The sequence below is a fragment of the Gammaproteobacteria bacterium genome (genome assembly GCA_014075255.1).
Lineage (GTDB): Bacteria > Pseudomonadota > Gammaproteobacteria > UBA4575 > UBA4575 > JABDMD01.
Window position 1 is genome coordinate 2067996 of record CP046178.1, and the last position, 25218, is coordinate 2093213.

A 25218-nucleotide genomic window follows, 5' to 3' on the forward strand; every position below is an offset into this window, starting at 1 on the left:
GCAACGTCTGTATGAGTTAATTAATGATTCATTCATGGCCTAATGCCCCTTAGTATTTAAGCTTTCCCTGTAAATAATAGCTCTAAAAATTATTCTGCTGCTTTGTGAATTTGTATTAAAGTTATTCACTTAATGCAACAGCGCCATCACGTTTGCGCCAGCCACCAAAACCGTCTGGGATAATTTCTTCAAGTTTAATTCCTGCATCAGATACATTCAAAACTTTGCCATTGTTTTGACCAATATAGTTTCCATTAGATATTCGCTGAATCGTTTTTTCAGGTGTTTGTACTAATGCCCAAAGTGTGCCGCGCTGCTCAAGTGTTCCTACCATGCGTAAGGTATCTAGAGGGAAATTTTCTAAAAATTCAGGCGTGCGATTAGGATCTGGCGAAATTGTTGAATTCGTTTTTCTTATGTTTTGAACAATTTTGGCTTCAAATATCGATGCGTCAAATGGATTGCGGGCACTGCTGGTTTGATATTTAAAACTTTGGTAAGGCTTAACTTCTGGAATAGGGTCAATGCCAGGAGGTTCGCGTGATTTGACTTGTTCAGCATAGTCTTCCAGATCACGCATCTCTCTGCCGCAACCAGATAAAAGTACTGTGCTTGAGGCTAGTAATAAAACCCAAAAGATAGAGCTTAAATTATTTATGTTAAACCTTGTCATTCCTCATCCTCTTCAAGATAACGATAGGTTTTTGCGGTTGCTGTCATGGTCATATCTTTGTTCTCACTAGAACTAGGTGTAAGCGAGATGTTATGTAGTGTGACTATTCGAGGCAGTGCTGCTATCTCACTCGCGAAGGCACCAAACTGATGGTAGTCACCTTTTACTCGTAAGCTGATAGGTTTTTCTGCATAAAACTCTTTGCGTGATTCAGAATTTGGTTTAAATAGTTCAATTTCTAAGCCACTTGCTAATCCGGTTTGAGAGATGTCTACGATAAGCGCAGGAATTTCTGTTTTGCTCGGTAATTGGCGTAGTAACGTTCCAAAGGTGCGGCGCATTTCTTCAAGTTGAACTTTATAAAGTTCTAGATTTGCAGCTTTCTCAGCCTTATTTTCAAAAGTGGACCTAAGCTCTACTTCCTTTGCTTGCACTCTTTTCAAACCTTCTAACTGGCCTTTGTGATGTAACCAATAGCCTGCGAATAGAATTGCAATGCAAACTACTCCAATTAGCAAAACTTTTACCCACAAGGGCGAAGTACCGATATTGGTTAGATTTACATTTTTTAGTTCTGCGAAATCCATGGCTTAGTTATCTTGTTCTTCGATGTTAGGATTAATTTGTTGCGCAGTTAGGCTAAAACTGCTGATTCGTGACAACTTCGTATCTTTTGTTTCAATTACCTCTAAACTTGGGCTAGCTAGCCACTCAGAATCTTCTATTTTGCGCATATAGGATGACACACGAGCATTCGACTCGGCTTTGCCGGATAACTGTAAGTTATTTGCAGATTGTTTAAGACTAGAAAGATGTACGCCTTCAGGTAATGTTTTTACCAATTCATCAAATAAATGCACTACTCCTGGGCGAGCGGCTTGTAAGTTTTGAATAACATCCATGCGCTCAATCAGTGCCTGCCTAGTTGAATCTAGCTTTTTAATTTCCGCAATTCTTCCATCCAATACTTTAATTTCATTGGTGAGAAACTGATTACGTTTTTCTTGGTGGCCAATTCTACCGTTAATCTCAAAATGTGTGAGTAGCACAACTGCAGCGCACAAGGCCCCGGCTAATCCCATCAGGGTAAAAAATTCTTTCTGCTGTTCGCGCCTACGCGTTTCGCGCCAAGGTAATAAATTAATTCTAGCCATAATTAATCAAATGCCCTTAACGCAAGACCGCATGCGATTAACATGGAAGGCGCATCACTACCTAGTGTCTGTGGATTTATTTTCGAACCCAGGGAAAGATGGCTAAACGGGTTTGCGATAGTAGTTTGTATGCCGGTTTCATTGGCGATTCTTTCATCTAAGCCTGGGATTGCAGCGCAACCACCAGCGAGTAATAAATGGTCTACGGTTACGTGCTGACTAGCCGAGTAATAGAATTGTAAAAAACGATTTGCCTGCTGTGCGGCAGTGTTTTTAAAGGGTTCTAATAGGTCAGAGACATAATTTTCTGGTAAGCCACCTTCTTTTTTTGCTAAGCCAGCCTCTTCAAAAGTTAGGCCATATTGATGCATGATCTCTTCAGTTAACTGCTTACCGCCAAATGGCTGTTCGCGTGTATACACCATCTTATGATCTTCAAGCACATTGAGACTAGTCATAGTGGCCCCGATATCTAATATGGCAACAGTCTTGTCGCGTCCTCTGTTTTCAACAGACTCCGTTAATATAGGGAATACATTTTCAATTGAATACGCTTCTACATCGATCACAATCGGAGCAAGCCCTGCAGCTTCTGCGGCAGCAACTCTCATATCGACATTCTCGCTGCGTGATGCTGCGAGTAGTACATCGATGGTTTCAGGATTTTCTTCAGTAGGTCCTAAGATATCAAAATCTAGGTTTACTTCTTCTAAAGCATAAGGAATGTACTGATCAGCTTCGAGTTGTATCTGGCCTTCCAAGTCTTCTTCGCTTAGATTAGCGGGCATGGTGATGACTTTAGTAATTACCGCCGATCCAGCTACGGCTAAACAGCAGTTTTTAGCTTTGGAACTAGACTTCTTCATCACTTGTCTAATACTTTCACCAACTGCATCCACGTCTGAAATGACTTTTTCGGTCACAGCGTTTGAAGGTAAAGGCTCTACTCCAAAATGATCAACACGATAACCATTACTGGTTTGTGAAAACTCCATGGCCTTCACCGAGGAAGAGCTAATATCTAGGCCAACTACAGGGCCTTTATTTCTATTGAAAAACAACACGTTGATAATTAATTATTTAAATATTGTGATAGTTATGATTGGCTTATATAAATGTATATTAGGAACTGTGTGTAACTCTATATCAAATAGTGGGTTTCGCAAAATACTTGCTGAACCGCATAATTTAGGTTCTGATACCCTGCTCTTAAGATAACTCACTAGAGCGACGTTCATTGTAAGCATATGCCATTGTTTTTAAAGCTATTACGACTAGTATTCATCGGAATTTTCGGGATCTCCGTCGCTGCAGGCATCATTGCAGTGGGTGCATTCCTGTATTTCGCTCCAGGATTGCCTAGTGTCAGTACTCTTAAAGATGTTGAATTACAGGTGCCTCTTAAGGTATTTAGCCGTGATAGCAAGCTAATTGCGGTATATGGCGAAAAGCGCCGCCAGCCATTACAGATCAAACAGTACCCTCAGCCAGTTATACAGGCATTTCTCGCTGCAGAGGATGACCGTTTCTACCAACATCCAGGGGTGGATTACCAAGGCTTAATTCGTGCAGCAATTGAAGTGTTGCGTACGGGTGAAAAACGCCAGGGTGGCAGTACAATTACGATGCAGTTGGCGAGAAACTTTTTCCTTGGCAATGAACGCACTTATGTACGCAAGTTAAGAGAGATACTTTTAGCCTTGCAAATCGAACATGAGCTCAGCAAAGATGAAATTCTGGAGCTCTATCTTAATAAGATCTATCTTGGCAATCGCGCTTATGGTGTGGGTGCCGCAGCGGATGTTTATTACGGACTCAATGTGGATGAATTATCGATTTCACAAATCGCCATGATTGCAGGCCTTCCTAAAGCACCATCACGTTTTAACCCGATTATAAATCCTGACCGTGCGTTAGTACGACGTAATTACGTGCTGGGTAGAATGCTCCATTTACGATTCATTGATAAGGATACTTATCGTAATTCTATTGAGGCCGAAGTCACGGCTTCACGTCATTACCCAAGGGTTGAAGTAGACGCACCTTATATAGGCGAGATGGCGCGTGCGTTTATTGTCGATATCTTTGGTACTGCAGATGCTTATAACAAAGGCTATCGTGTTTACACTACTGTCGACACACGTTTGCAACAAGCTGCAAGGCAAGCATTAGTAAAGGGTTTGCGCGACTATGACAAACGTCATGGTTACCGAGGTGTTGAATCAAAGGTAGAGGGTATCACTAATGAGATGGGTGAAATCGATACTGAAAAGCTAGATGAAACCCTACGCGTATTGACGGAAATTGGCAGTCTAGTTCCCGGAGTCGTTACCGCAGTCAGTAAAGATGATTTACAAGTTTACATTGGAGCGGATCGTGCTATAGCCATTCCATTGAAAAGTGCGGAATGGGCACGTCCTTACTTAAATGAAAATGCGATGGGTGAAGCGCCTAGCGACCTTACAAAGATGTTTGCCGTGGGCGATGTAATACGTGTTACAACGGAAGACTCTAAGCAGTGGTCTCTAGAACAAGTGCCCGAGGTATCAGGCGCTTTAGTTTCAGTGGACCCACAAAATGGGGGCATTTTGGCACTGGTGGGTGGGTTTGATTATTACTACAGTAAATTTAATCGCGCTGTACAAGCCAGGCGTCAACCCGGCTCTAGCTTTAAACCTTTTATATATTCTGCAGCCTTGGATTCCGGTTATACACCTGCAAGCATTATTAATGATGCGCCAGTAGTTTTCGAAGATGTTGCTCTAGAAGATACCTGGCGCCCACAAAATTATAGCGGTAAATTTTTCGGTCCTACGCGCTTAAGAGTTGCTCTATTTAAGTCACGCAATATGGTTTCTATACGACTACTTAATGACATGGGCCGCCGGCATGCCATGCAGCATATTGCAAAGTTTGGTTTTGACCGAGAACGTCTACCTTATGATTTAACCTTAGCGCTAGGATCTGGTGCAGTGACACCTCTTGAGCTCGCTAAAGGTTATGCAGTGTTTGCAAATGGGGGTTACCTGATAGAACCCTACTTAATAGAACGTATCGAAAATGATAAGGGCGAAGTGTTATTCAGCGCTGAAGCTTTGGCAGTTTGCGAATCAGATTGTCTACAACTACAGCAACAAATTAGCGAAGAAGAAGCAATTACCAATAAAACTACTGTAATAGAAACTAGTGAGGTTAGTAAACAGCCTGAGTTATCATCAGACTTACCGAGTAAACTTAGAATTGCTTCGCGCGTGTTAGAGAATGAGAATGCATATCAAATGGTGAGCATGATGCAAGATGTTATTAAACGCGGCACGGGCACCAAGGCAAAAGTGCTGGGCCGAGATGACTTGGCTGGCAAAACGGGTACCACTAATGAGCAGCATGATGCTTGGTTTAGTGGTTTTAATGGTGACGTGGTGGCAACTACTTGGGTGGGGTTTGATCAGGATCGACCGTTAGGTAAGCGTGAAGTAGGCGGTACTGCCGCATTACCGATTTGGATCGACTACATGCGCACAGCACTAGATGGTAAAGCTGAAAATACGTTACAGACACCGCAAGGAATCGTAACGATGCGTATTGATCCTAAAACAGGCTTGCTCGTAGACCAGGACAGTAATCAAGGTATCCAAGAAACTTTTCGCGAACAATACATTCCAACCACAAGTGTCGAAGTGGGTAATCAAATTACTTTTCAACAGCAAGGTGGTGAGCCTGGTGAAGTAATAGAGATTCCAGAGCAACTTTTCTAGTCTCTATCTTCTAATTATTGGCCGTCATTAGAAAGTGGGTCGCAATAAATCAGATAGATTAAGACAAGCGTTAGCTTTCGAAACCGCAAAAATTATCACTGAAGAAGGTGTGCGAGATTTTCATCGTGCTAAATTAAAAGCCAGTGAAAGACTAGGTAACTCTGAGCATGGCTCATTGCCAAGTAATTTTGAAATTGAGCAGGCAATAGCATCTTTTCAAAAGACTTTTATACCTACGCACGAGCAAATACTATTAGTCGAGCGTCAAATAGCCTTAGCCGTTATGGAATGGTTAAAAGACTATGCTCCGTTTTTAGTCGGTCCTGTTTTAGAGGGTACTTTAGGTGTAAACACGCCAATAAGCATTCATGTTTCCTGCGATACAGTAGAGAGAATTATTGATGTATTGCAAGATAAAAATGTAGCCTTGAAATTTTCTGAGCAAAGATTAAAGCTAAATAATGATTTTGTATTTTTGCCGACTGTAAATTTTGAATATCAAGATAATGAGATTGAAGTATCGGTATTTAATTTACGTCAGCAACATCAATTACCAAAAAGTAAAAGTCAGAATCGAAGTATACAAAGAATCAATTTGAAGGGTTTGAAAGAATTACTTGCTGAATAGTTGCCTAATGATAGGCCGGGCTAAATTCTTTAACCGCCTCAACTAAGACGCTCACCTTGTCTGGGTTTACATATTGTTGGATGCCATGACCTAAATTTAGAACATGCCCAGAGCCATTTCCGAACTTACTAAGCACTTTCTTAACTTCTTCGCGAATGACGTCGTCGCTACCATATAATACGCAGGGATCTAGATTACCTTGTAATGCAACCTTGTTGCCAACTTGTGCTCGCGCATGATCAATCTCAGTGGTCCAATCTAACCCTAACGCATCACAACCAGTGGCTGCCATTTCATTTAACCAATTACCGCCACCCTTGGTAAATAAAACGATGGGTACATTTTTAGCAGATGGGATATTTTTAAGTTGGTGTACTATTTTCTGCATGGGGGAGAGTGAATATTTGAGATAACACTCTTTAGATAGTACGCCTCCCCAGGTATCAAAGATCATAACGGCTTGTGCGCCTGCATCGATCTGTGCAGCAAGATACTCTGTGACGGATTTACTTAAAACATCTAATAGCTTTTCAAGTGTTTCAGGTTCTTGATAAAGCATGCCTTTAACTTTGTGAAATTCTTTACTGCCTTTACCTTCTACCATATAGGTTGCTAGCGTCCACGGGCTTCCAGAAAAGCCAATCAGCGGCACTCGGCCATCGAGTTCTTTACGTATCAAACTGACGGCATCGGTAACGTAACTGAGATCATTGATTGGCGATGAGATATCGGCAATGCGATTTACATCCGCCATGCTTGTAATCGGTGATTTAAAACTTGGTCCTTCACCTTCGCTGAACTGTAGACCCAGTCCCAATGCATCGGGGATGGTAAGGATGTCGGAAAATAAGATTGCAGCGTCTAAACCATATCGATCTAGCGGCTGCATCGTAACCTCACAGGCTAATTCGGGTGTTTTGCACAGCGTTAAAAAGTTACCTGCACGTTTTCGTGTTGCGCGATATTCAGGAAGATACCGACCTGCCTGGCGCATAATCCACATTGGAGTGCGTTCTACTTCTTGTTTAAGTAATGCGCGAATAAAAAGATCGTTTTTCAAAGCAGACATAGTAAATGAAACCTATTCGGTATTAGCCGGGATGTAACCTTAGACAAATTGAATCTGGGATAGTTAAGCCCGAATGATTTAACAAGCTTACTATATCAATGTTAATTGAGAATTAGTTAAACGGTATTTAATACTAGCTTAGCTAACTATGGTTAGGCCAAGGTTAGGCTAATGCTGCTTTGATTTTTGCACTGACCGCGCCCATATCTGCGCGTCCCGCAAGCTTGTGTTTTAAAATACCCATTACCTTGCCCATATCCTTAATACTTGTTGCCCCAGACTCGGACATTGCATCAGTGATCAATTTATCGATCTCATCTTCACCTAATGCTGCAGGCAGATATTCGCTAAGGACAACTAATTCTTGCTCTTCTTTATCTACTAAATCTTGTCTACCGGCTTTCTCAAATTGGCTAATGGATTCGCGACGCTGTTTTTGCATTTTGGTGAGTGAGACAATAATGTCTTCGTCACTTTGTTCTTCGCGTGTATCTACTTCTTGCTGTTTAACTGCAGCAAGTATTAAACGAATAGTTAGCAGGCGTGACTTCTCCCCACTGCGCATAGCAGCTTTCATGTCATCCGTCAGCTTAGCCTTAAGATTGGACACGGAACTAGTCAAGTTTGGGGAAGCACCAGAAGGTGTAAGAGAAATTTTTAGTAAAGACGACGACGACGTAAACTGGTACGAGATACGCGCTTTAGGTTGCGTTTTACAGCAGCTGCAGCTTTACGTTTACGGATTTCAGTAGGTTTTTCATAAGCCTCACGACGACGAACTTCGGTGACTGTTCCCGCTTTTTCGCAAGAACGGCGAAAGCGCCTTAGAGCGAAATCAAAGGGTTCGTTTTCTTTTACACGTACACCAGGCATATGATTATTGAATTTATTTAATTGAAAAATGAGCCGCGATTATACAGACGAGTTGCCAAATATCAAACAAAGCATCAGATTACTAGACTAGATATAAGGCCATCCCCCTAGGAATGTTGTACCTATGTAGCAAAATCGCGTGATAATGCGCCCATGCGTGTACTGGGAATTGAAAGCTCTTGTGATGAAACGGCAGTAGCCATTATCAGTGAATCTGGTGGGCTACTGGCAAATAAGCTCTACTCACAAATTGAGCTACATAGTCCCTATGGCGGTGTAGTGCCTGAGTTGGCCTCGCGAGACCACATTCGTAAATTGGGTCCATTAGTTCAAGAAACCCTACATGCTGCCAATCTTGGGTTAGCTGAAGATATCGATGCGATTGCATATACCTCTGGCCCAGGGCTGATGGGTGCGCTTATGGTTGGAGCTGGTTTTGCACGTAGCCTCGCCTGGTCAATCAATAAACCCGCCATTTCGATTCACCATATGGAGGCACATTTATTGGCACCACTGATCGAGAATATTTCTCCAGAATTCCCTTATGTAGCGCTATTGGTTTCAGGTGGCCATACCCTGCTGGTCAAAGTAGATGCGATAGGAAGCTACAGTATTTTAGGTGAAAGCATTGATGATGCGGTGGGAGAAGCATTTGATAAAACCGCGCAACTATTAGGACTGCCTTATCCGGGCGGCCCCCAGATTCAACAATTAGCTCAGTTAGGGGATGCAAAGCGATTTCATTTTCCCCGACCAATGACCGATCGACCTGGCCTGGACTTCAGCTTTAGTGGACTGAAGACCCACGTATTAAATACATTAAAAACATTACAAGAAAGCCAATCTTCTTTTATCGATGATCAAACACGTGCTGATGTGGCTTGTGCATTTGAAGATGCCGCGGTGGATACCTTAAGAATAAAATCACTGCGCGCATTGGAACAAAGCAATGCTAAAACGTTAGTGGTTGCGGGTGGCGTAGGTGCGAATAAAAAACTACGTCAGCAGTTAAAAGAAAAACTAGGTAAACGCGGCATACAGGTTTTTTATCCAGCCCCAGAGTTTTGTACAGATAATGCAGCGATGGTGGCTCAGCTGGGCCTATTACGTTTGCAGCGCGGAATTCAACCGCAAGACATGCAGATTCAAGTACAACCTAGATGGTCGTTAGAATCTATATAACGTAGGAACAGCTAGATCTTTATTTATATTTATTCCTGAGAATTACTTAATTTAGATTCAGTACCATTCAGTAAATTTTTAATATTGCTGCGGTGTCTCCAGAAAACAAATGCCGTAATAATGACCATAGATATAAATAACCAAATATTCTCTAACCAAAACCAACTTGTTACTAAAATTAATGTGGTTGCAATCAGAGCTGCGAGTGAGGAATAACGAAAAAATAGTGCGGCACATAACCAAAACGTAATCCATGTTGCACCAAGTAGCCAATCAAAACCTAGCAGCACTCCGAGTGTTGTAGCCACTCCTTTGCCGCCCTTAAAACCGTAGTAAAGCGGATACATGTGACCGAGCAAGGCCGCAACACCGGTTGCCGCTACGAGAGGGGTGTTTGCCGTAAGTAGGTCCACTGCTAACACCGGTAGCAAGCCTTTAAGTAAGTCGCCAGCTAAAGTAATCACTGCGGCTATCTTATTGCCAGTGCGCAATACATTTGTGGCACCAGGATTCCCAGAGCCTAAGTTTCGAGGGTCAGGTAAACTAAATGCTTTGCTTACGATGATTGCGCTATTGAATGAGCCAAGCAGATACGCGCCTACAACGATTAGTATTTGAGCGGGAAGAGTGTCCATAAATACGATGTCTAGATTACATGTTTCAAAATTTGGCCAAGCTAACAATGGCCCAGTGTTGGCATTGTTGCATGGATGGGGGTCCAGTTCGAAAATTTGGCAGGCTTGTATCGCTGATCTCAGTAAAGAATTTCAACTTTGGTGTGTAGACTTACCAGGCCATGGTCATAGCCATGATATAGAGTGGGATGAGAGTGTTGACCAAGGAGTAGAATTGCTGGCAAATACATTACCGCCTAGCTGTGTACTTATCGCTTGGTCATTAGGCGGTATGTTAGCTCAATTGTATTTAAAGCAATTCCCGCAACGTGTGCAAAGTTTGATGTTAATCGCGAGCACACCTAAGTTTGTTGCCAGCAAAGAATGGCCGCATGCAATGCCACCCAATACTTTTACAAGATTTGTAAAACAGTATGATGCTTCTCCAAAGACTACGCTAAAACAATTTTGTGCATTACAAACACTACACAGCACGGCCGCAAAGAAAAGTATGCAAGCTTTAGAGCAAGCCTCTAATCAGCATCAAGATAAAATTCGTTGGGGCTTAAGGTGGCTAAAAGAAATAGATTTACGCGATTTATGTCTATCAAAGAATGTTCCAATAGTTTTATTGCAGGGTGAAAACGACCAGGTTTCATCTGTAAGAGCCGCTGAGCACACGGCTGAAATATGGGGGCATTTACGGATTTGTAAAATAACTGATGCTGGCCATGTACCGTTTTTATCGCATTCTGAGCAGTTTATTGATCTAGTAAAAAGCATGTTTGCACAAACAGAAAAACAAGTTTAATGCTTAATAAACATCGAATAAGTAAAGATTTTTCTAAAGCAGCAGATACATATGATGCTGCTGCTATTGTGCAGCATGAGATTTGTGATCGTGCATTAGAACGTTTGCAAATGTTAAAACTAGAGCCGTACACTATTTTAGATATAGGGTCAGGAACTGGGAGAAGCGTACGAGGTTTGCAAGTTCAGTTTCCTAACAGCCATGTAATTGCCAGTGATGTTGCCATGTCTATGTTGTTGCAAACGAATCAAATGCAGCCGCCCTTACAACCAACCGCCTCAATAATGTGTTGTGAGGCAGAGCATTTGTCGGTTAAAGATGAGTCTGTTGACCTGATATTTTCCACCTCTACTTTTCAATGGTGTGGAGATCTAAATCAAGTGCTCATTGAATGCGCTCGAATTCTAAAACAGGACGGTGTACTGGTGTTTAGTACTTTCGGGCCTGATACGTTGAAAGAGTTACGTCAAAGTTGGGCGCGCGTTGATCAGCGTGATCACGTGCATCAGTTTATCGATATGCACCATATAGGTGATTTATTAATGGCGAATCACTATGCTGATCCGGTTGTCGATATGGAAGTTATTACGATTGAATATAAGCAAGCGCGGCAATTATTACGGGATTTAAAAGATACAGGTAGTCGTGGCAAGTTTGGTATGAAAGAAGATAATTTCTCTAACGGCTTAATGGGGAAGAAAAAATTCCATCAATTTGAAGCAGCCTATGAACATTATCGCCAAAAAAATGGCTTATTGCCGGCTAGTTACGAAGTTATTTATGGTTATGCTCGGAAGTTAACATCAAATAAAGATAAAATGCCGGTTAGTGAAGTGCGAATTCCAATAAATCAGATTAAATAGCGTGATGAAAATATTCTTTACAAAGAATCTTGAACAACAAATGAAAACAATATTTATAACCGTGGTTAATAGCAACATAAGACATCAATTTAGCAGAGTGTAACTATCTCTATTGCCCTAATAGTGTGGGAATTACTTTTTCTAATGGAGGGCTACAATTACGAGCATTAATATTGCCTAATATCATTAGTATTTAACCCAAGAAATACTGGATATGGGTTCGCTAAATAAGGGATTTATAATTTGACTACTGCTACTGATATAGATCATGAACTATCAGCACAAAAGCAGTTTATAGTTCGTCGCAATCAATCTCTTTCTTGGCGTGGCAATAAGCTTTTTATTTATTTTATGGCGACTATATCGTTTGGTATAGCAGGCATGTTTGCTTTGCAAGGGCTGTGGTTAATTTTGCCGTTTGCAGGATTAGAGATATTCGCGCTTACATTAGGCCTATATATGTGCAGTTTACGCTGTCGCGACCAAGAGGTCGTCACTATAGAAGACGATCTAGTGATTGTTGAAAAGGGGAGACAAAAACCTAGTGAAGCATGGCAATTTGAACGAGCTTGGGTCAATTTGGAGTTAGTTAAATCTCCATTACAAGGTCATCCAAGTAGATTGCTGATTCGTTCGAAAGGTAAAGAGACGGAAATAGGAAGGTGTTTAACTAATGATGAACGCAAAAGTTTGTCTGATTCATTAGCAAAAGCACTACACACACTACTTATACATAGTTAGTTTTTTGGCAGGAATATACAAATGAAACAGAAATACTTGGTGCGTTCAGTCGGTTCATTATTCGGATTGATGATTATTGCTTCTCAAAACGCATGGGCCGACATTCAGCCCTATAATATGACCGAAGGTGTAACAGATATCAGCAAGCAGGTATTTGATTTGCACATGGCTATTTACTACATTTGTTGTGTAATCGGTGTGTTAGTTTTTGGCGCTATGGCGATTTCGATTTTTAGAGATCGTAAATCAAAAGGTGTTACACCCGCTGAATTTCATGAAAGCACTTTACTTGAGTTTATTTGGACGGCACTTCCGTTTGTAATTTTGATTGGTATTTCTATTCCTGCGGCAAAAGTACTAATCGCGATGGAGGATACCAGTGGCGCAGATATGACTGTCAAAGTTACGGGTTACCAGTGGCTTTGGCGCTATGAATATATTGATCATGACATCGATTTTTATAGCATTCTAAGCACACCTCGTGAAGAAATTTATAATCAAGAGCCCAAAAATGATAACTACTTGTTAGAGGTAGATAATGAGCTCGTACTTCCAACCAATCGCAAGATCCGAATTTTAATTACTTCCAATGATGTGTTACATGCTTGGTGGGTTCCAGATTTGGCGCTTAAGAAAGATGCTATTCCAGGTTACATCAATCAAGTATGGACTGTAATCGACAAGCCTGGCATTTACCGCGGTCAATGTGCCGAGTTATGTGGGCGTGATCACGGTTTCATGCCGGTTGTGGTGCGTGCACTTTCGCCTGAAGATTATGATGCTTGGGTCGCGGAGCAAACCAGCCAAAAAAATATTGCTGTTATAGAAAACAAGCAAGCAGTATTAAGCAATTAATGGATTTCAATTTATTAGTTTTTAGTTTTAAAAAAGTTTATTTAGTTAGGGAGTTTTAGATATGTCTACCGTGGCATCAGAAGAGCATCACGACGAACATCATCCATCAGGCATGATGCGTTGGATTACAACTACCAATCATAAAGATATTGGTACATTGTATTTATGGTTCTCATTCATCATGTTCTTTATTGGTGGATTCATGGCGTTAATCATTCGTACAGAATTATTTCAGCCAGGTATGCAGTTTGTAGATCCACAGTTCTTTAACTCTATGACCACAATGCACGCCATTATCATGATTTTTGGTGTAGTGATGCCGGCTTTTACCGGTCTTGCAAACTGGTTAATTCCACTGATGATTGGTGGTACCGATATGGCACTGCCGCGCATGAATAACTGGAGTTTCTGGATACTACCGTTTGCATTCGCCATGATGTTGTCAACGTTGTTTATGGACGGTGGTGGACCTGCAGGTGGCTGGACTCTATATCCACCTTTGTCACTGCAGACCGGTGATGCGCTTCCGTTTGTGATTTTCTCAATTCACTTTATGGGTATGTCATCCATCATGGGTGCCATCAATGTGGTAGCGACTATTTTAAATATGCGCGCACCTGGAATGACATTAATGAAAATGCCCTTGTTTGTATGGACGTGGTTAATTACTGCTTATTTATTGATTGCAGTAATGCCTGTGTTAGCAGGTGGCGTAACTATGTTGTTAACCGACAAGTTTTTTGGCACTAGCTTCTTTAATGCTGCGGGCGGTGGTGACCCGGTATTGTTCCAACATATATTTTGGTTCTTTGGCCACCCTGAAGTATATATTTTGATTCTGCCATCGTTTGGCGTGATCTCTAGCATCATCCCGACGTTTGCACGTAAGCCATTATTTGGTTACTCATCAATGGTGTATGCAACGGCATCCATCGCATTTTTATCTTTCATTGTATGGGCACACCATATGTTCACCGTAGGTATGCCGTTAGCAGGCGAACTGTTCTTTATGTTTGCCACCATGCTGATCGCAGTGCCGACAGGCGTGAAGGTGTTTAACTGGATTTGTACCATGTGGCGTGGCGCGATGACGTTTGAAACACCAATGTTGTTTTCCATAGCATTTATTATCTTATTCACAATTGGTGGTTTCTCAGGATTAATGCTGGCGATTACGCCAGCAGACTTCCAATATCACGACACATACTTTGTAGTCGCGCACTTTCACTACGTATTAGTGCCAGGTTCCATCTTTGCAATCATTGCTGCGGTGTATTATTGGCTTCCGAAGTGGACCGGCCATATGTACAACGAGTTTTGGGGTAAGACACACTTTTGGTTATCTACCATTTTTGTAAATGTGACTTTCTTCCCAATGCATTTTGTAGGTTTAGCAGGTATGCCGCGACGTATACCAGATTACGCTTTACAGTTTTCTGACTACAACCAGATTGCAACCATTGGTGCATTTGGTTTTGGTTTTTCACAACTAATTTTCTTAGGTCTTGTAATCGCAACTATACGTGGCGGCGCTAAAGCCACTGATCGAGTTTGGGATGGCGCACATGGCTTAGAGTGGACATTAAGCTCACCACCCCCATATCACAGCTTTACAACACCACCAAATGTTGAAGACGAATGGAATTGGTTTACACGTGAACATTATGAAACAGTCAAAACGAGAAGCTAGGCGCACCGCAATTCTATTGGGTTGCGTGGCATTGATTATTTATGTTGGCTTCTATTTCTTAATGGCTAGCAAATGAGATTATTAAGATATGAAGTCTTCATCCAATAATAGTGCGATTAAGCTCTGCTTTTTTGCAGTTGCGATGTTTGGTTTTGGTTATGCGCTGGTTCCATTGTATGACGTGCTTTGTGACATCACTGGACTAAATGGTAAGTCTGAAAATGTCACTCAGCAGCAGCAAGCAAGCTTTGAAGTGGATGAGTCACGCACCATTACCGTTGAGTTTATTACTAGTTTAAATCAGGGCATGTCTTGGGATTTTGAGGCAGCGACTGCGAAGATGCAGGTGCATCCAGGCAAGCCTTACCAAGCCAGTTTTTTTGTAAAAAATAAAACCAGTCGTTCGATTGTTGGCCAAGCGATTCCAAGTGTTGCACCTTTTTCAGCGGCAAACCATTTTATTAAAACCGAATGCTTTTGTTTTAATAATCAAATTCTGGAAGCAGGGCAATCTTTAGAGATGCCAGTGGTGTTTGTAATCAATCCTGCATTACCTGATCACGTTAAGACGGTAACGCTTTCCTATACGTATTTTGATGTGAGTAATACCGTTAGCAAATCATTAAATAATATTGATAACACTTAAAATTTATTAAGAGAAAACTTATGGCACAAGCAGAAAGTAATTATTACATCCCTCATGGCAGTCATTGGCCCATCATTGGGTCAATTGCGGTTTGTAGTCTTATGGTTGGATTTTCGAATCTTCTAAATGGCGCAACATGGGGCAAACACCTAATGATCGTGGGTGCGGTTATTTTATTAGTCATGTTGTTTGGTTGGTTTGGTGCGGTTATTAAAGAAAGTGAAACAGGCGCATATAACAGCCAAGTAGACACTTCATTCCGTTGGGGTATGTTCTGGTTTATTTTTTCAGAAGTGATGTTCTTCGCTGCGTTCTTTGGGGCCTTATTTTATGCACGTGTGTACTCTTTGCCTTGGTTAGGGGGCGAAGGAGCTGGGGCAGCCACCAATAATTATTTATGGCCTGGTTTTGAAGTGATTTGGCCACTAACGGGAAATGGCCCAGGCGAGATTGGCGGTCAATTTACACCGATGCCAGCATGGGGTTTACCTGCGATTAATACCGCTTTGTTATTAACCAGTGGCGTGACCTTAACTTGGGCGCACCATGCGCTAAAAGCAAATCACCGTAGCCAGTTAATCATTGGTTTGTCTTTAACCGTATTACTGGGTGCGATCTTCATGGTATGCCAGGGCTATGAATACTACGAGGCATACCAGCACTTAGGTTTAACATTGGGTTCAGGTGTCTATGGTTCTACATTTTTCCTGCTGACAGGTTTTCACGGCATGCACGTATCCATCGGCGCCATCGTCCTATTTGTGATTCTGGTACGTTGCATACGTGGCCACTTTAAGCCAGAGCATCACTTCGGGTTCGAAGCGGCAGCTTGGTATTGGCACTTTGTAGACGTTGTATGGTTAGGCTTATATATATTTGTCTACTGGGTTTAAGCTGGCAGATATATTAGATATAAAACGTCGCTTTGACTCGTACCTTCCTGGTACTCGGCCATACGGCTAGCAAAGCTACCCAAATCTGCTCCCGGCAGATTTGTCGCGGCGTTTTTTTAGCTTATAGTTTTAACCTGAAATGCCATGAGGTTCGATGTAGCCGGCGAAGTATGCAAGGATAAGAAGAACAAAAATAAATACAGATATACCAATTCTATAGGTTAGTGCTTTTGCTGTTCGATTGGTTTCGCCTTTGTCCTTAACTAAAAAAACCATAGCTGAAGCAAGGCTGCCTAGTGCAGCTAGAAATAATAGAATAATAATAATTTTCATGGGAATAAACTTTTACTTTTTTATGGTTAATTCATTGTGACAGAAAATAAGCATTGGCGAAAACCAACTTGGCAAGTGGTAATGGCTACTATAGCGGGAATATTTTTTCTTAGTAGCTTAGGGGTTTGGCAGTTGTTACGTGGCGAAGAAAAAAAACAAATCCAACTAGAAATTGAATCACGCAAAAACAGTGAGCCACAAGCATTTAGTTTTCCGATTATTGATCCTGCTAGCCTACGTTTTCAGTCTATACGCGTAAAAGGAAGGTTTATATCAAGTCAGCAGTTTGCACTAGATAATCGCTTTTTAGATAATCAAGTGGGTTTCAATATATTCACACCCTTTAAAATTTATAACTCTGATCGAGTAGTTTTAGTAGATCGTGGATGGGTACCACTAACTGGTTCGCGTGAAACATTGCCTAATGTAGATGTTGATGAAAATATGAGAACTTTAGTAGGCAGTGTGTATGTTCCCTATGGCAAAGCCTTTAGTTTGGGTGAAATAGATAGCTCAATAAGTTGGCCGCGTTTGATTCAATTCCTAGATTTTGAGTTATTGTCATCTAGGATAGGGCAAGACTTAATGCCGTTATCCTTGCGTATGCAAGCAGGGCAAGAAGATACGTATAAAGCGAAGTGGAGAATATACGAAACTTCCTCATCGAAACGCAATTACGGTTACGCATTTCAATGGTTTGCTATGGCTATAACTGTGCTGATTATATTCGTTGTGTTGCATCGACCTAGGCCCATTTCTAGGTCGAATAATAAATAAAATATAATAAGACTAATGGAAAATAGAACTAAAAGTAGAAGTTATATGATCGGCTTATTCGCAGTATTTTTTGGGCCGTTATTTTTTGCAATGTGGTTATTTTATGTGCCGAACAGTTGGATGAGTTCAAAAACACAAAATCATGGCACATTAATTAGCCCTGCTCAGCCTCTCGAAAAGTTTGAGCTAAAAGCTATTGATGGTAGTTCATGGAGTCATGAAGAATTCATGGGTAAGTGGACCTTGTTATACATCGGTGATGAATCTTGCGATCTATACTGTGAAGCTGATTTATTTAAAATGCGCCAAGTGCGTTTAACGTTAGGTCGTGATAGTGATCGCGTGCAACGAAAATATCTTGGTGTGCATAACCAACAAAGCACACAAGCTATAAATAAATTATTTTCCAAATATCATCGCATGCAAGTGGCCTGGTTTGAGAAAAAAATAGTGGATAAGTCGCTACCACTATTCAAAGATCTTCCTCTGCATCAGATCTATGTGATTGACCCACTTGGAAATTTAATGATGTGGTACTCTAAAGACGTTACTTCTAAAGGCATGAAGAAAGATCTTAAGCGCTTATTAAAAGTGTCTAAAATAGGTTAAATCTGAATAAATACAAGAAAGATAAAACAATAGTATGTTTAGAAAAATTGCACTGTTTGCGACATTGCTAGCACTTATGGTTGTAGTGATGGGTGCTTACACGCGCTTATCTAATGCAGGTTTGGGCTGCCCGGATTGGCCTGGTTGTTATGGCCATATTTTAGGTGTTCCAGAAACGAGTTCTGAAATTGATCAAGCTAATCAGGCATTTCCTGAGCGCGAAGTTGAATCTAGCAAAGCTTGGAAAGAAATGATCCATCGTTACCTAGCTGAAGGATTGGGCCTATTGATTGTGGCTTTGGCTATTGTTGCAATAATGAGACGAAGAGACACGAAGCAAGCGTTATGGTTGCCTATTATCTTAGTGGGATTAGTTATCTTTCAAGGATTATTAGGGATGTGGACGGTTACCCTATTGCTAAAACCGGTCATCGTGATGCTGCATTTATTCGGTGGCTTGAGTATTTTGGCATTGCTCTGGTGGTTAGTATTAGATAGTTCGCGGGAGCAAACTTCGCTTCGGAAAAACTCTTTAACACCAATTTTAGTTGTGGGTTTGTTGCTATTGGGCACACAAATTCTTCTGGGCGGTTGGACGAGTGCGAATTATGCAGCTTTGGCTTGTCCCGATTTTCCAACTTGCCAAGGTAAATGGTGGCCAGAGACAGACTTTAAAGAAGGTTTTGTAATTTGGCGTGGTATAGAGCAGAACTATGAGTTTGGCGTGCTCGACAATCCTGCACGAACTGCAATTCATCTTAGTCATCGCATGTTTGCGATAGTCGTTGGAGTTTTTTGGTTGTATTTAGTATTACGCATCATGAAACGTAGCAGTACATCATCGAATATGCGCCAGCTGGCAACAATAACTTTGTTGTTATTGTTAGCACAAATTGCCTTGGGAGTTTCTAATGTAGTGATGAAGTTGCCCATCAGTGTTGCGGTGATGCACAACGGTGGAGCAGCGTTGCTGCTGCTCAGTGTGGTCACATTAATTTATTATTCGCGTTTAGAGTAAAACTAAATTTAAGCAGTAACTACTGATTTAAGTTTTTTAATTGCATTGCTCTCTAACTGACGTACGCGTTCTGCAGAAATATCATATTGCTTGGATAAATCTTGCAAGGTGGTCTTTTTCTCAGCTAACCAACGCTTAGCAACGATGTCGCGACTGCGTTCATCTAATTCTTGCAGCGCTATTTTTAGCTGGCTATTCTGATGAGCTCGCCAATCATTTTCTTCAGTAATAACTTCTGGTGTATCAGTATCTTCACTTAAGTATGCAGCCGGTGCGTAGCTCGCTGCAGAGTCTTCTTCATCAGCATGATCAGGCAAGTCAAATCCCATATCAGGACTGCTGAGACGTTTTTCCATTTCCAATACATCAGTAGTTTTAACGCCAAGTTGTTCCGCTACGTTCTCAACTTCTGCCTGGTTTAACCAGGCCAGTCTTTTTTTCTTGCTGCGTAAATTGAAAAATAATTTACGTTGCGCCTTAGTAGTAGCAATTTTTACAATGCGCCAATTGCGCAAAACATATTCATGGATTTCTGCGCGCACCCAGTGCACTGCAAAAGATACCAAGCGCACACCTTTTTGCGGATCAAATTTTTTCACAGCTTTCATAAGGCCTACATTGCCTTCCTGAATTAAATCAGCAATAGGTAAGCCGTAACCGTTGTATCCACGCGCCACCTGAACAACAAAGCGTAGGTGATGGAGAATCAAAGTACGTGCCGCATCAAGATCATTATCCTCATGCAGGCGTACAGCCAGAGCATGCTCTTGTTCTGCATCCAACACAGGTATTTGATAGGCAGACGCAATATAGCTATCTACGTTCGCTGTGGATACGCTTAGAGGTGTCTGTGGGGGCATAATCGACTTTGTCATATACTGTGATTTCCTCTCTTAAAGATCATGTGAATGATGTAATTTTAGCACTCTTGATATTAGAGTGCTAACCTGCCCATGAGTTCAATAATAAAGCCGATGTTTGGTGTAACCGCATCGATTCAAGGCTTAATAAGCATTATTTTTATAAGGTTAATAATCCAAAATCAGCGGTACTCTTGCTCAAGATTCTTCTCGTCTATGCATTTCGAAATAATGAAGATTTCATAGCGTTTTGATTTATTAAATCCCGTTTGTTGTTACGTCGCTTCGAAAGCACGCTTCACCCGGTAACCTATTGTTTCAAAATGCTGAGTCAGTATCTTTGTTGCCACACAGGCGTTGAGAAGCTCTCATGAAGGAACAAATTTGGAGCTAACTCATAGAAAAATATCAGAATGGAGTTGATGTCCTTTTATCGGTCTAAATTTGGACTTTGTCTATTTCGAATACGCCTAAAAATATATTTCCATACAATTTAGTTAGATTACGTATCTTAAAAAATAAATACATGCCTGGCGTACAAGTAAGCAAATCTGATTTAGCGCATATCTTTGGTGTTGATCAACCCACCATTGATCATTGGATTCAAAGGGGCTTGCCCTATATCCGCAAGCGTTTAGCGGGGATTCCTGTAGCGAATAACGAACGTGAACTTGTTTTTGATACTGCAGATGTAATTAATTGGCGTCTCTCGATTTCTAACTTAGAACAAGAATGGTGACATCAACTAATTCTTAAATTCTTCCTCTAGGAAAATATTTCAATAGGCACAAGGATGAGTGCTCAAAACCTACAAACTTTTTCTTCTCAACCGTCTTACTATGCGATGAATATGAAAAATGATCACTGGGTGAGGATTAGTGATTCTTATTCCAATCTTGAAGATGCTAGAAATGTCTACCATAAATTATTAAAAAGGCATCCTTTCGCACGCCTTGGCGGCAGTAAACATCTTTCAGTTAAAGCTAGATCTAGTTGAAATTAGCTAGGTTGAATTTTGGCAATGCGATGCCCTACCGCTAGCCAGGAACCAAACAGTCCTAAAAAAATACTGCTCCCAATTAACGAAATACTTTGCACAAAACTCGGTAGCATTAACTTAAAGTCACTATTGTAGAGGCCTATTAGATCCTGAGCAGGTTGGCGCACAACGAGCAGTACGATAAATACTAGCAGTAGCGCGAGTATTCCGCCTAATAGACCAAACCACAAACCGCCGTATAAAAATGGACGACGAATAAATCGATCAGTTGCACCAATCAGTTTGGTAACTTCAATTTCTGCACGGCGATTTTCAATATCTAAGCGAATACTGTTGCCCACCACCAATAAAACCGAAAGTCCTAGCATGATGCCAATAGCAGTAATTGCGCGGCGAATAATATCGGTAATGGTTTGTAAACGCTGTAGCCATTGCATGTCTAACTGTACTTGCTCAACATTCGCTAAAGATTGAAATTCTTTTTCGAGTGCATTTAATGAGTCACTTTGCTTAGCTAATTCAATAGGAGTGACTATTAATGTCGGTGGCAAAGGATTGTTTGGTAAGCCTTCTAGTAATTCACCAAATTCACTACGTTTTTTAAATTCTTTTAGTGCTAAATCAGCGGAGACATAGTCAATATTTTCTACTTGTGCATGTTCTGAAAGTTTACTTTTTAATTGCTTTACCGCTAGTTCTGAAGTTTCGGTGTTTAAGAACAGTGAGATCTGACCTGAGTCGTCCCACTTGTGAGTGACGGTTTGTAGGTTATTGAGTAATATATATAAGACTGCGGGCAATGCGAGTGCGATAGCAACCATTAACAGCGTAAAGGTGGTGGCGAAGGGGGTTCGATAAAGTTTGCCTAAGCTAAACAACAGTACGCGAAGATGGTCGCGAACGTAAGCGCGCAAACGAGTTTTTGCACTCGGTTTGGCAAGCGGCTGCTGACGTCTGCTTTTCACCATGCGCTAATTAAGAATCTCGAAGTTTTGAGCATCTTGAGGGCTTTGCGAATCGATACATTCTCCATCACGCAAGCGAATAATTCGCTTTTGCATACGTTTAATGAGTTCTAAATCATGACTAGCAATCAGTACCGTAACGCCAACTTGATTAAAGTCATTAAATAAACGCATGATTTCAGCAGAAAGCTCTGGATCAAGATTCCCTGTAGGTTCATCAGCTAATAAGATAGCAGGCTTATGTACTACAGCTCGTGCAATACCTACACGTTGTTGTTCGCCACCAGATAAAGTTATTGGCATCATCTGTTCTTTATCAAGCAAATCAACTTTATCAAGTGCGGCGCGTACGCGGCGATTGATATCTACCTGCGCAAAGCCTGCTATTTGCAATGGTAGTGATACATTATCAAAAACGTTTCGATCATGTAATAAATGATGGTCTTGGAACACCACGCCCATGTGTCTGCGCAATGCGGGAACTTTACGTTTGGGTATGCGGGTTATATTTTTTTGATTAATAAATATCTGTCCGCGGGTAGGTCTTTCGATTGCAGCGATAAGTTTGAGAAGTGTACTTTTACCTGCGCCTGAGGGGCCGGTTAGAAAAGTCATCTCACCCTGCTCGATGGTTAAATTCAGATGGGCTAATGCATCACGGTTGCCCGGGTAACGCTTTGTAACATTTTGCAGTTCGATCATTGCGTCATGCCTACTTATAAAATTATCGTTTTAAGTTATTTCGGCAGTAATGGGTTCGCGCCCCAGTAAGGCGCCAGCATATTGGTGTGCATTGAACACACGTAAATCATCTACGGCTTCGCCCACGCCTATATAGCGAATCGGTATCTGCAATTTGTCTGCGATCGCTAACACGATGCCGCCTTTTGCGCTGCCATCTAATTTTGTAATAGCAAGACCCGTTACTCCTAAAGCTTGATGGAATTCAATCGCCTGATTAATGGCATTTTGTCCAGTGCCGCCTTCAAGTACTAGGAGAGTTTCATGTGGCGCTTCCGGTTCAATTTTTTGTAGCGCACGTTTAATCTTTTGTAACTCTTCCATTAAATTTTGTTGCGTATGTAGACGGCCTGCGGTGTCAGCAATTAAGACCTTCATATTACGTGCTTTAGCCGATTGATAGGCGTCGAATACTACTGCTGCACTATCGGCACCACTTTTTTGCGCAATTACTGGTGTGTTGATTCTTTTGCCCCACTCCTGTAATTGTTCCACTGCGGCAGCCCGGAAGGTGTCGCCAGCCGCCAGTAATACGGTTTGTCGGTACTCTACTAATCGCTGTGCAATTTTACCTATAGTGGTGGTTTTGCCAGCGCCGTTCACCCCTACCACTAGAATGGCGAAGGGCTGAATACTGCCCATAATCAGAGGTTTATTACAGGGAATTAGAATTTCTGCAATACTTTCTTGCAGAGCGCCATAAAGGACTTCAACATCAGTGAGTTGGATGCGACTCACGCGTGCTACAAGATCGATGATAATTTTATTAGTAGTTTCGATACCAACATCAGCCATCACTAATCGATCTTCTATTTCAGTGATCAGATCGTCGTCGAGTTCTTTTTTGCCCAGTACGGCAGAAGCTAAGCCTTCCGTTAAGGCGTCGCTGGTTTTGGATAATCCTTTGCGTAAGCGCTGGAAAACGCCTGTGTCAGTCATATAGAAATCCGCTTAATATAATTTCAGGCATAGATTTTGAACGAATGTTTATAGTATGGTCTAAGAAATACTGCTGTATATAAAACGGCGCTAATCCTAACATCAAGTACATTCACACGTAACAAATGAAGCTAATAAAAATTTTACCGCTACTATTTATAGCAGCGAGCTGCTCTAGTTTATCTGACAAACCTGATGCTACCTCAGAAATTGATAATCAAACTGCCATTACAGAAAGTTCTAACGGTACACACGAAAAGACTTTTAAAAATGGAATGAAAGTGATCGTCAAAGAGGATCATCGCGCTCCAGTTGTGATTTCACAGGTTTGGTATCGAGTAGGTTCAGCCCAAGAACATAGTGGCATCACTGGTGTATCGCACGTACTAGAACACATGATGTTCAAAGGCACCGAAAAATATCCTTCTGGAACATTTTCTTCTACTGTAGCAGAGATCGGCGCGCGCGATAATGCATTTACAGGGCGTGACTACACTGCGTACTACCAGTTAATGGGTAAAGATAATTTAGAGACAAGTTTTGAACTCGAATCTGATCGAATGTTAAATCTGATTTTGTCACCAGAAGATTTCATCAGTGAACTTGAAGTAGTCAAAGAAGAGCGACGTTTGCGTACCGATGATAATCCTAATGCATTGGTATACGAGCAATTATATTCAACCGCTTTTATAAATAGTCCTTACCATCATCCAATCATTGGCTGGATGGATGATTTGCATAACCTCGAAATTGAAGACTTAGCAGACTGGTATCAACGTTGGTACACGCCGAATAATGCTGCATTGGTAGTAGTTGGAGATGTAGATCCTGAACATGTGTTTGCAATGGCAGAGCAGTATTTTGGTGGGCTTGAGGGTCGCACAGTAAAACCTAGTAAGCCTAGGTTGGAGCATCCTCAAACTGGTTCTCGTCGCGTCGCGGTTAAAGCTATCGCCAAGTTGCCATATGTAATGTTGGGCTACAAAACGCCCTCATTGGCGACCGCTGAAGAGGATTGGGAACCTTATGCTTTAGCTGTATTAGGTGCAGTCTTAGATGGAGGCCGCAGTGCACGATTTAGTAAAAGGTTAGTGCGAGATAAAGAATTAGTCTCAGCTGCAGGCGCGGGCTACAACATATTTTCTCGCTACCCAACCTTATTCTTGTTCGACGCTACTCCGACTGAAAAGCACAGTATTGAAGAGGCGGAGCAGGCTTTATATGACGAAATTAAGGAAATACAAGAAAATTTAGTTAGTGATAAAGAATTAAAACGTGTGAAAGCACAGGTGATTGCTAGTGAAGTGTATCAGCAAGACTCAATTCAAAGACAAGCCACAGTGATTGGTAGTTTAGAAACGGTTGGTTTGGGTTGGCAAGTTATGGATGGATATAACCAACGTGTCAATGCCATTACAGCTGAACAAGTACGTGAGGTGGCGCGAAAATATTTAGTTGAAGAAGGCCTCACCGTATCCGTGTTGCAGCCGCTTGAGAAACAAGCACCCATAAACGAAAAACAATAAATT

The 25218-nt window shown here is 41.5% G+C and carries 29 protein-coding genes; 16 read left to right on the forward strand and 13 right to left on the reverse strand.

Annotated features, from left to right (window positions below; translation table 11 throughout):
* Positions 1–121: 121 nt before the first annotated feature.
* From GKR92_10485 to pilM, 4 genes are read right to left on the reverse strand one after another with little or no spacing between them, the layout of a single operon-like run.
* Positions 122–673 carry a pilus assembly protein PilP gene (locus GKR92_10485; protein QMU62096.1) on the reverse strand — a complete coding sequence of 184 codons (552 nt, stop codon included), beginning with the start codon at positions 671–673 and terminating at the stop codon, positions 122–124.
* On the reverse strand, positions 670–1260 hold the full coding sequence (pilO, locus tag GKR92_10490; GenBank protein ID QMU62097.1) for a type 4a pilus biogenesis protein PilO: 591 nt from the start codon (positions 1258–1260) through the stop codon (positions 670–672). Before pilO ends, GKR92_10485 begins: the two co-directional genes overlap by 4 nt.
* A gap of 3 nt (positions 1261–1263) precedes the next feature.
* Complete coding sequence (locus tag GKR92_10495; GenBank protein QMU62098.1) at positions 1264–1827, reverse strand: pilus assembly protein PilN; 564 nt, start codon at positions 1825–1827, stop codon at positions 1264–1266.
* A gap of 2 nt (positions 1828–1829) precedes the next feature.
* Entirely contained in the window at positions 1830–2891 is a 1062-nt protein-coding gene (pilM, locus tag GKR92_10500) for a type IV pilus assembly protein PilM (protein QMU62099.1), read from the reverse strand.
* Positions 2892–3074: 183 nt separating this feature from the next.
* Here pilM and GKR92_10505 point away from each other — a divergent pair, with 183 nt between their 5' ends.
* Together GKR92_10505 and GKR92_10510 are read left to right on the forward strand one after the other, a co-directional pair.
* Complete coding sequence (locus tag GKR92_10505; GenBank protein QMU62100.1) at positions 3075–5582, forward strand: PBP1A family penicillin-binding protein; 2508 nt, start codon at positions 3075–3077, stop codon at positions 5580–5582.
* Between the two features lie 34 nt (positions 5583–5616).
* Complete coding sequence (locus GKR92_10510; GenBank protein ID QMU62101.1) at positions 5617–6210, forward strand: hypothetical protein; 594 nt, start codon at positions 5617–5619, stop codon at positions 6208–6210.
* A gap of 4 nt (positions 6211–6214) precedes the next feature.
* Here the strand turns inward: GKR92_10510 and GKR92_10515 are convergent, their stop codons facing one another.
* The 3 genes from GKR92_10515 to rpsU all read right to left on the reverse strand — a co-directional run bounded on the left by GKR92_10515 (position 6215) and on the right by rpsU (position 8152).
* Complete coding sequence (locus GKR92_10515; GenBank protein ID QMU62102.1) at positions 6215–7279, reverse strand: uroporphyrinogen decarboxylase; 1065 nt, start codon at positions 7277–7279, stop codon at positions 6215–6217.
* 163 nt (positions 7280–7442) lie between these two features.
* The gene (locus GKR92_10520) at positions 7443–7889 is read right to left on the reverse strand and encodes a GatB/YqeY domain-containing protein (protein ID QMU62103.1); all 447 of its coding nucleotides are present in this window, start codon (positions 7887–7889) and stop codon (positions 7443–7445) included.
* A 47-nt stretch (positions 7890–7936) separates the two neighbouring features.
* The gene (gene rpsU / locus GKR92_10525; GenBank protein QMU62104.1) at positions 7937–8152 is read right to left on the reverse strand and encodes a 30S ribosomal protein S21; all 216 of its coding nucleotides are present in this window, start codon (positions 8150–8152) and stop codon (positions 7937–7939) included.
* Positions 8153–8305: 153 nt separating this feature from the next.
* On the opposite strand from rpsU, the gene tsaD reads away from it, so the two are divergent.
* Entirely contained in the window at positions 8306–9334 is a 1029-nt protein-coding gene (tsaD, locus tag GKR92_10530; GenBank protein QMU62105.1) for a tRNA (adenosine(37)-N6)-threonylcarbamoyltransferase complex transferase subunit TsaD, read from the forward strand.
* Positions 9335–9363: 29 nt separating this feature from the next.
* On the opposite strand, the gene plsY is transcribed toward tsaD, so the two are convergent.
* Complete coding sequence (plsY, locus tag GKR92_10535) at positions 9364–9969, reverse strand: glycerol-3-phosphate 1-O-acyltransferase PlsY (protein ID QMU62106.1); 606 nt, start codon at positions 9967–9969, stop codon at positions 9364–9366.
* A gap of 7 nt (positions 9970–9976) precedes the next feature.
* On the opposite strand from plsY, the gene GKR92_10540 reads away from it, so the two are divergent.
* The 7 genes from GKR92_10540 to GKR92_10570 all read left to right on the forward strand — a co-directional run bounded on the left by GKR92_10540 (position 9977) and on the right by GKR92_10570 (position 16447).
* Positions 9977–10759 (forward strand): alpha/beta fold hydrolase, encoded by a 783-nt coding sequence (locus GKR92_10540; GenBank protein ID QMU62107.1) that lies wholly within the window; start codon positions 9977–9979, stop codon positions 10757–10759.
* On the forward strand, positions 10759–11622 hold the full coding sequence (gene bioC / locus GKR92_10545; GenBank protein ID QMU62108.1) for a malonyl-ACP O-methyltransferase BioC: 864 nt from the start codon (positions 10759–10761) through the stop codon (positions 11620–11622). Before GKR92_10540 ends, bioC begins: the two co-directional genes overlap by 1 nt.
* Positions 11623–11856: 234 nt before the next feature.
* Complete coding sequence (locus GKR92_10550; protein QMU62109.1) at positions 11857–12363, forward strand: DUF2244 domain-containing protein; 507 nt, start codon at positions 11857–11859, stop codon at positions 12361–12363.
* Positions 12364–12384: 21 nt separating this feature from the next.
* On the forward strand, positions 12385–13218 hold the full coding sequence (coxB, locus tag GKR92_10555; protein QMU62110.1) for a cytochrome c oxidase subunit II: 834 nt from the start codon (positions 12385–12387) through the stop codon (positions 13216–13218).
* Positions 13219–13279: 61 nt separating this feature from the next.
* Complete coding sequence (gene ctaD / locus GKR92_10560; protein QMU62111.1) at positions 13280–14908, forward strand: cytochrome c oxidase subunit I; 1629 nt, start codon at positions 13280–13282, stop codon at positions 14906–14908.
* Between the two features lie 88 nt (positions 14909–14996).
* Positions 14997–15554, forward strand: a complete 558-nt coding sequence (locus GKR92_10565) for a cytochrome c oxidase assembly protein (protein QMU62112.1) — start codon at positions 14997–14999, stop codon at positions 15552–15554.
* 20 nt (positions 15555–15574) lie between these two features.
* Complete coding sequence (locus GKR92_10570; protein ID QMU62113.1) at positions 15575–16447, forward strand: cytochrome c oxidase subunit 3; 873 nt, start codon at positions 15575–15577, stop codon at positions 16445–16447.
* A 129-nt stretch (positions 16448–16576) separates the two neighbouring features.
* On the opposite strand, the gene GKR92_10575 is transcribed toward GKR92_10570, so the two are convergent.
* Entirely contained in the window at positions 16577–16780 is a 204-nt protein-coding gene (locus tag GKR92_10575) for a twin transmembrane helix small protein (protein QMU62114.1), read from the reverse strand.
* A 36-nt stretch (positions 16781–16816) separates the two neighbouring features.
* On the opposite strand from GKR92_10575, the gene GKR92_10580 reads away from it, so the two are divergent.
* From GKR92_10580 to GKR92_10590, 3 genes are read left to right on the forward strand one after another with little or no spacing between them, the layout of a single operon-like run.
* Entirely contained in the window at positions 16817–17557 is a 741-nt protein-coding gene (locus GKR92_10580) for a hypothetical protein (GenBank protein QMU62115.1), read from the forward strand.
* A 15-nt stretch (positions 17558–17572) separates the two neighbouring features.
* On the forward strand, positions 17573–18166 hold the full coding sequence (locus GKR92_10585; protein QMU62116.1) for a hypothetical protein: 594 nt from the start codon (positions 17573–17575) through the stop codon (positions 18164–18166).
* A 34-nt stretch (positions 18167–18200) separates the two neighbouring features.
* Positions 18201–19184: a heme A synthase gene (locus GKR92_10590; protein QMU62117.1), complete on the forward strand. Its 984-nt coding sequence runs from the start codon at positions 18201–18203 to the stop codon at positions 19182–19184.
* A gap of 8 nt (positions 19185–19192) precedes the next feature.
* On the opposite strand, the gene rpoH is transcribed toward GKR92_10590, so the two are convergent.
* Complete coding sequence (rpoH, locus tag GKR92_10595) at positions 19193–20059, reverse strand: RNA polymerase sigma factor RpoH (protein ID QMU62118.1); 867 nt, start codon at positions 20057–20059, stop codon at positions 19193–19195.
* A 511-nt stretch (positions 20060–20570) separates the two neighbouring features.
* Between rpoH and GKR92_10600 the strand changes: the two genes are divergently transcribed.
* The gene (locus tag GKR92_10600) at positions 20571–20783 is read left to right on the forward strand and encodes a hypothetical protein (protein QMU62119.1); all 213 of its coding nucleotides are present in this window, start codon (positions 20571–20573) and stop codon (positions 20781–20783) included.
* A gap of 54 nt (positions 20784–20837) precedes the next feature.
* On the forward strand, positions 20838–21041 hold the full coding sequence (locus tag GKR92_10605) for a hypothetical protein (GenBank protein QMU62120.1): 204 nt from the start codon (positions 20838–20840) through the stop codon (positions 21039–21041).
* A gap of 2 nt (positions 21042–21043) precedes the next feature.
* Here GKR92_10605 and ftsX read toward each other — a convergent pair whose 3' ends face one another.
* Genes ftsX through ftsY form a run of 3 tightly spaced genes read right to left on the reverse strand, consistent with a single transcriptional unit; the run spans position 21044 to position 23689 of the window.
* Positions 21044–22012 (reverse strand): cell division protein FtsX, encoded by a 969-nt coding sequence (gene ftsX, locus GKR92_10610; protein QMU62121.1) that lies wholly within the window; start codon positions 22010–22012, stop codon positions 21044–21046.
* Positions 22013–22015: 3 nt separating this feature from the next.
* Positions 22016–22711, reverse strand: coding sequence for a cell division ATP-binding protein FtsE (ftsE, locus tag GKR92_10615; protein ID QMU62122.1), 696 nt, complete (start codon positions 22709–22711; stop codon positions 22016–22018).
* Positions 22712–22741: 30 nt separating this feature from the next.
* Positions 22742–23689 carry a signal recognition particle-docking protein FtsY gene (gene ftsY, locus GKR92_10620; GenBank protein ID QMU62123.1) on the reverse strand — a complete coding sequence of 316 codons (948 nt, stop codon included), beginning with the start codon at positions 23687–23689 and terminating at the stop codon, positions 22742–22744.
* 125 nt (positions 23690–23814) lie between these two features.
* Here ftsY and GKR92_10625 point away from each other — a divergent pair, with 125 nt between their 5' ends.
* A complete protein-coding gene (locus tag GKR92_10625) occupies positions 23815–25215 on the forward strand; it encodes an insulinase family protein (GenBank protein QMU62124.1) in 1401 nt (466 codons plus the stop codon).
* Positions 25216–25218 lie beyond the last annotated feature (3 nt).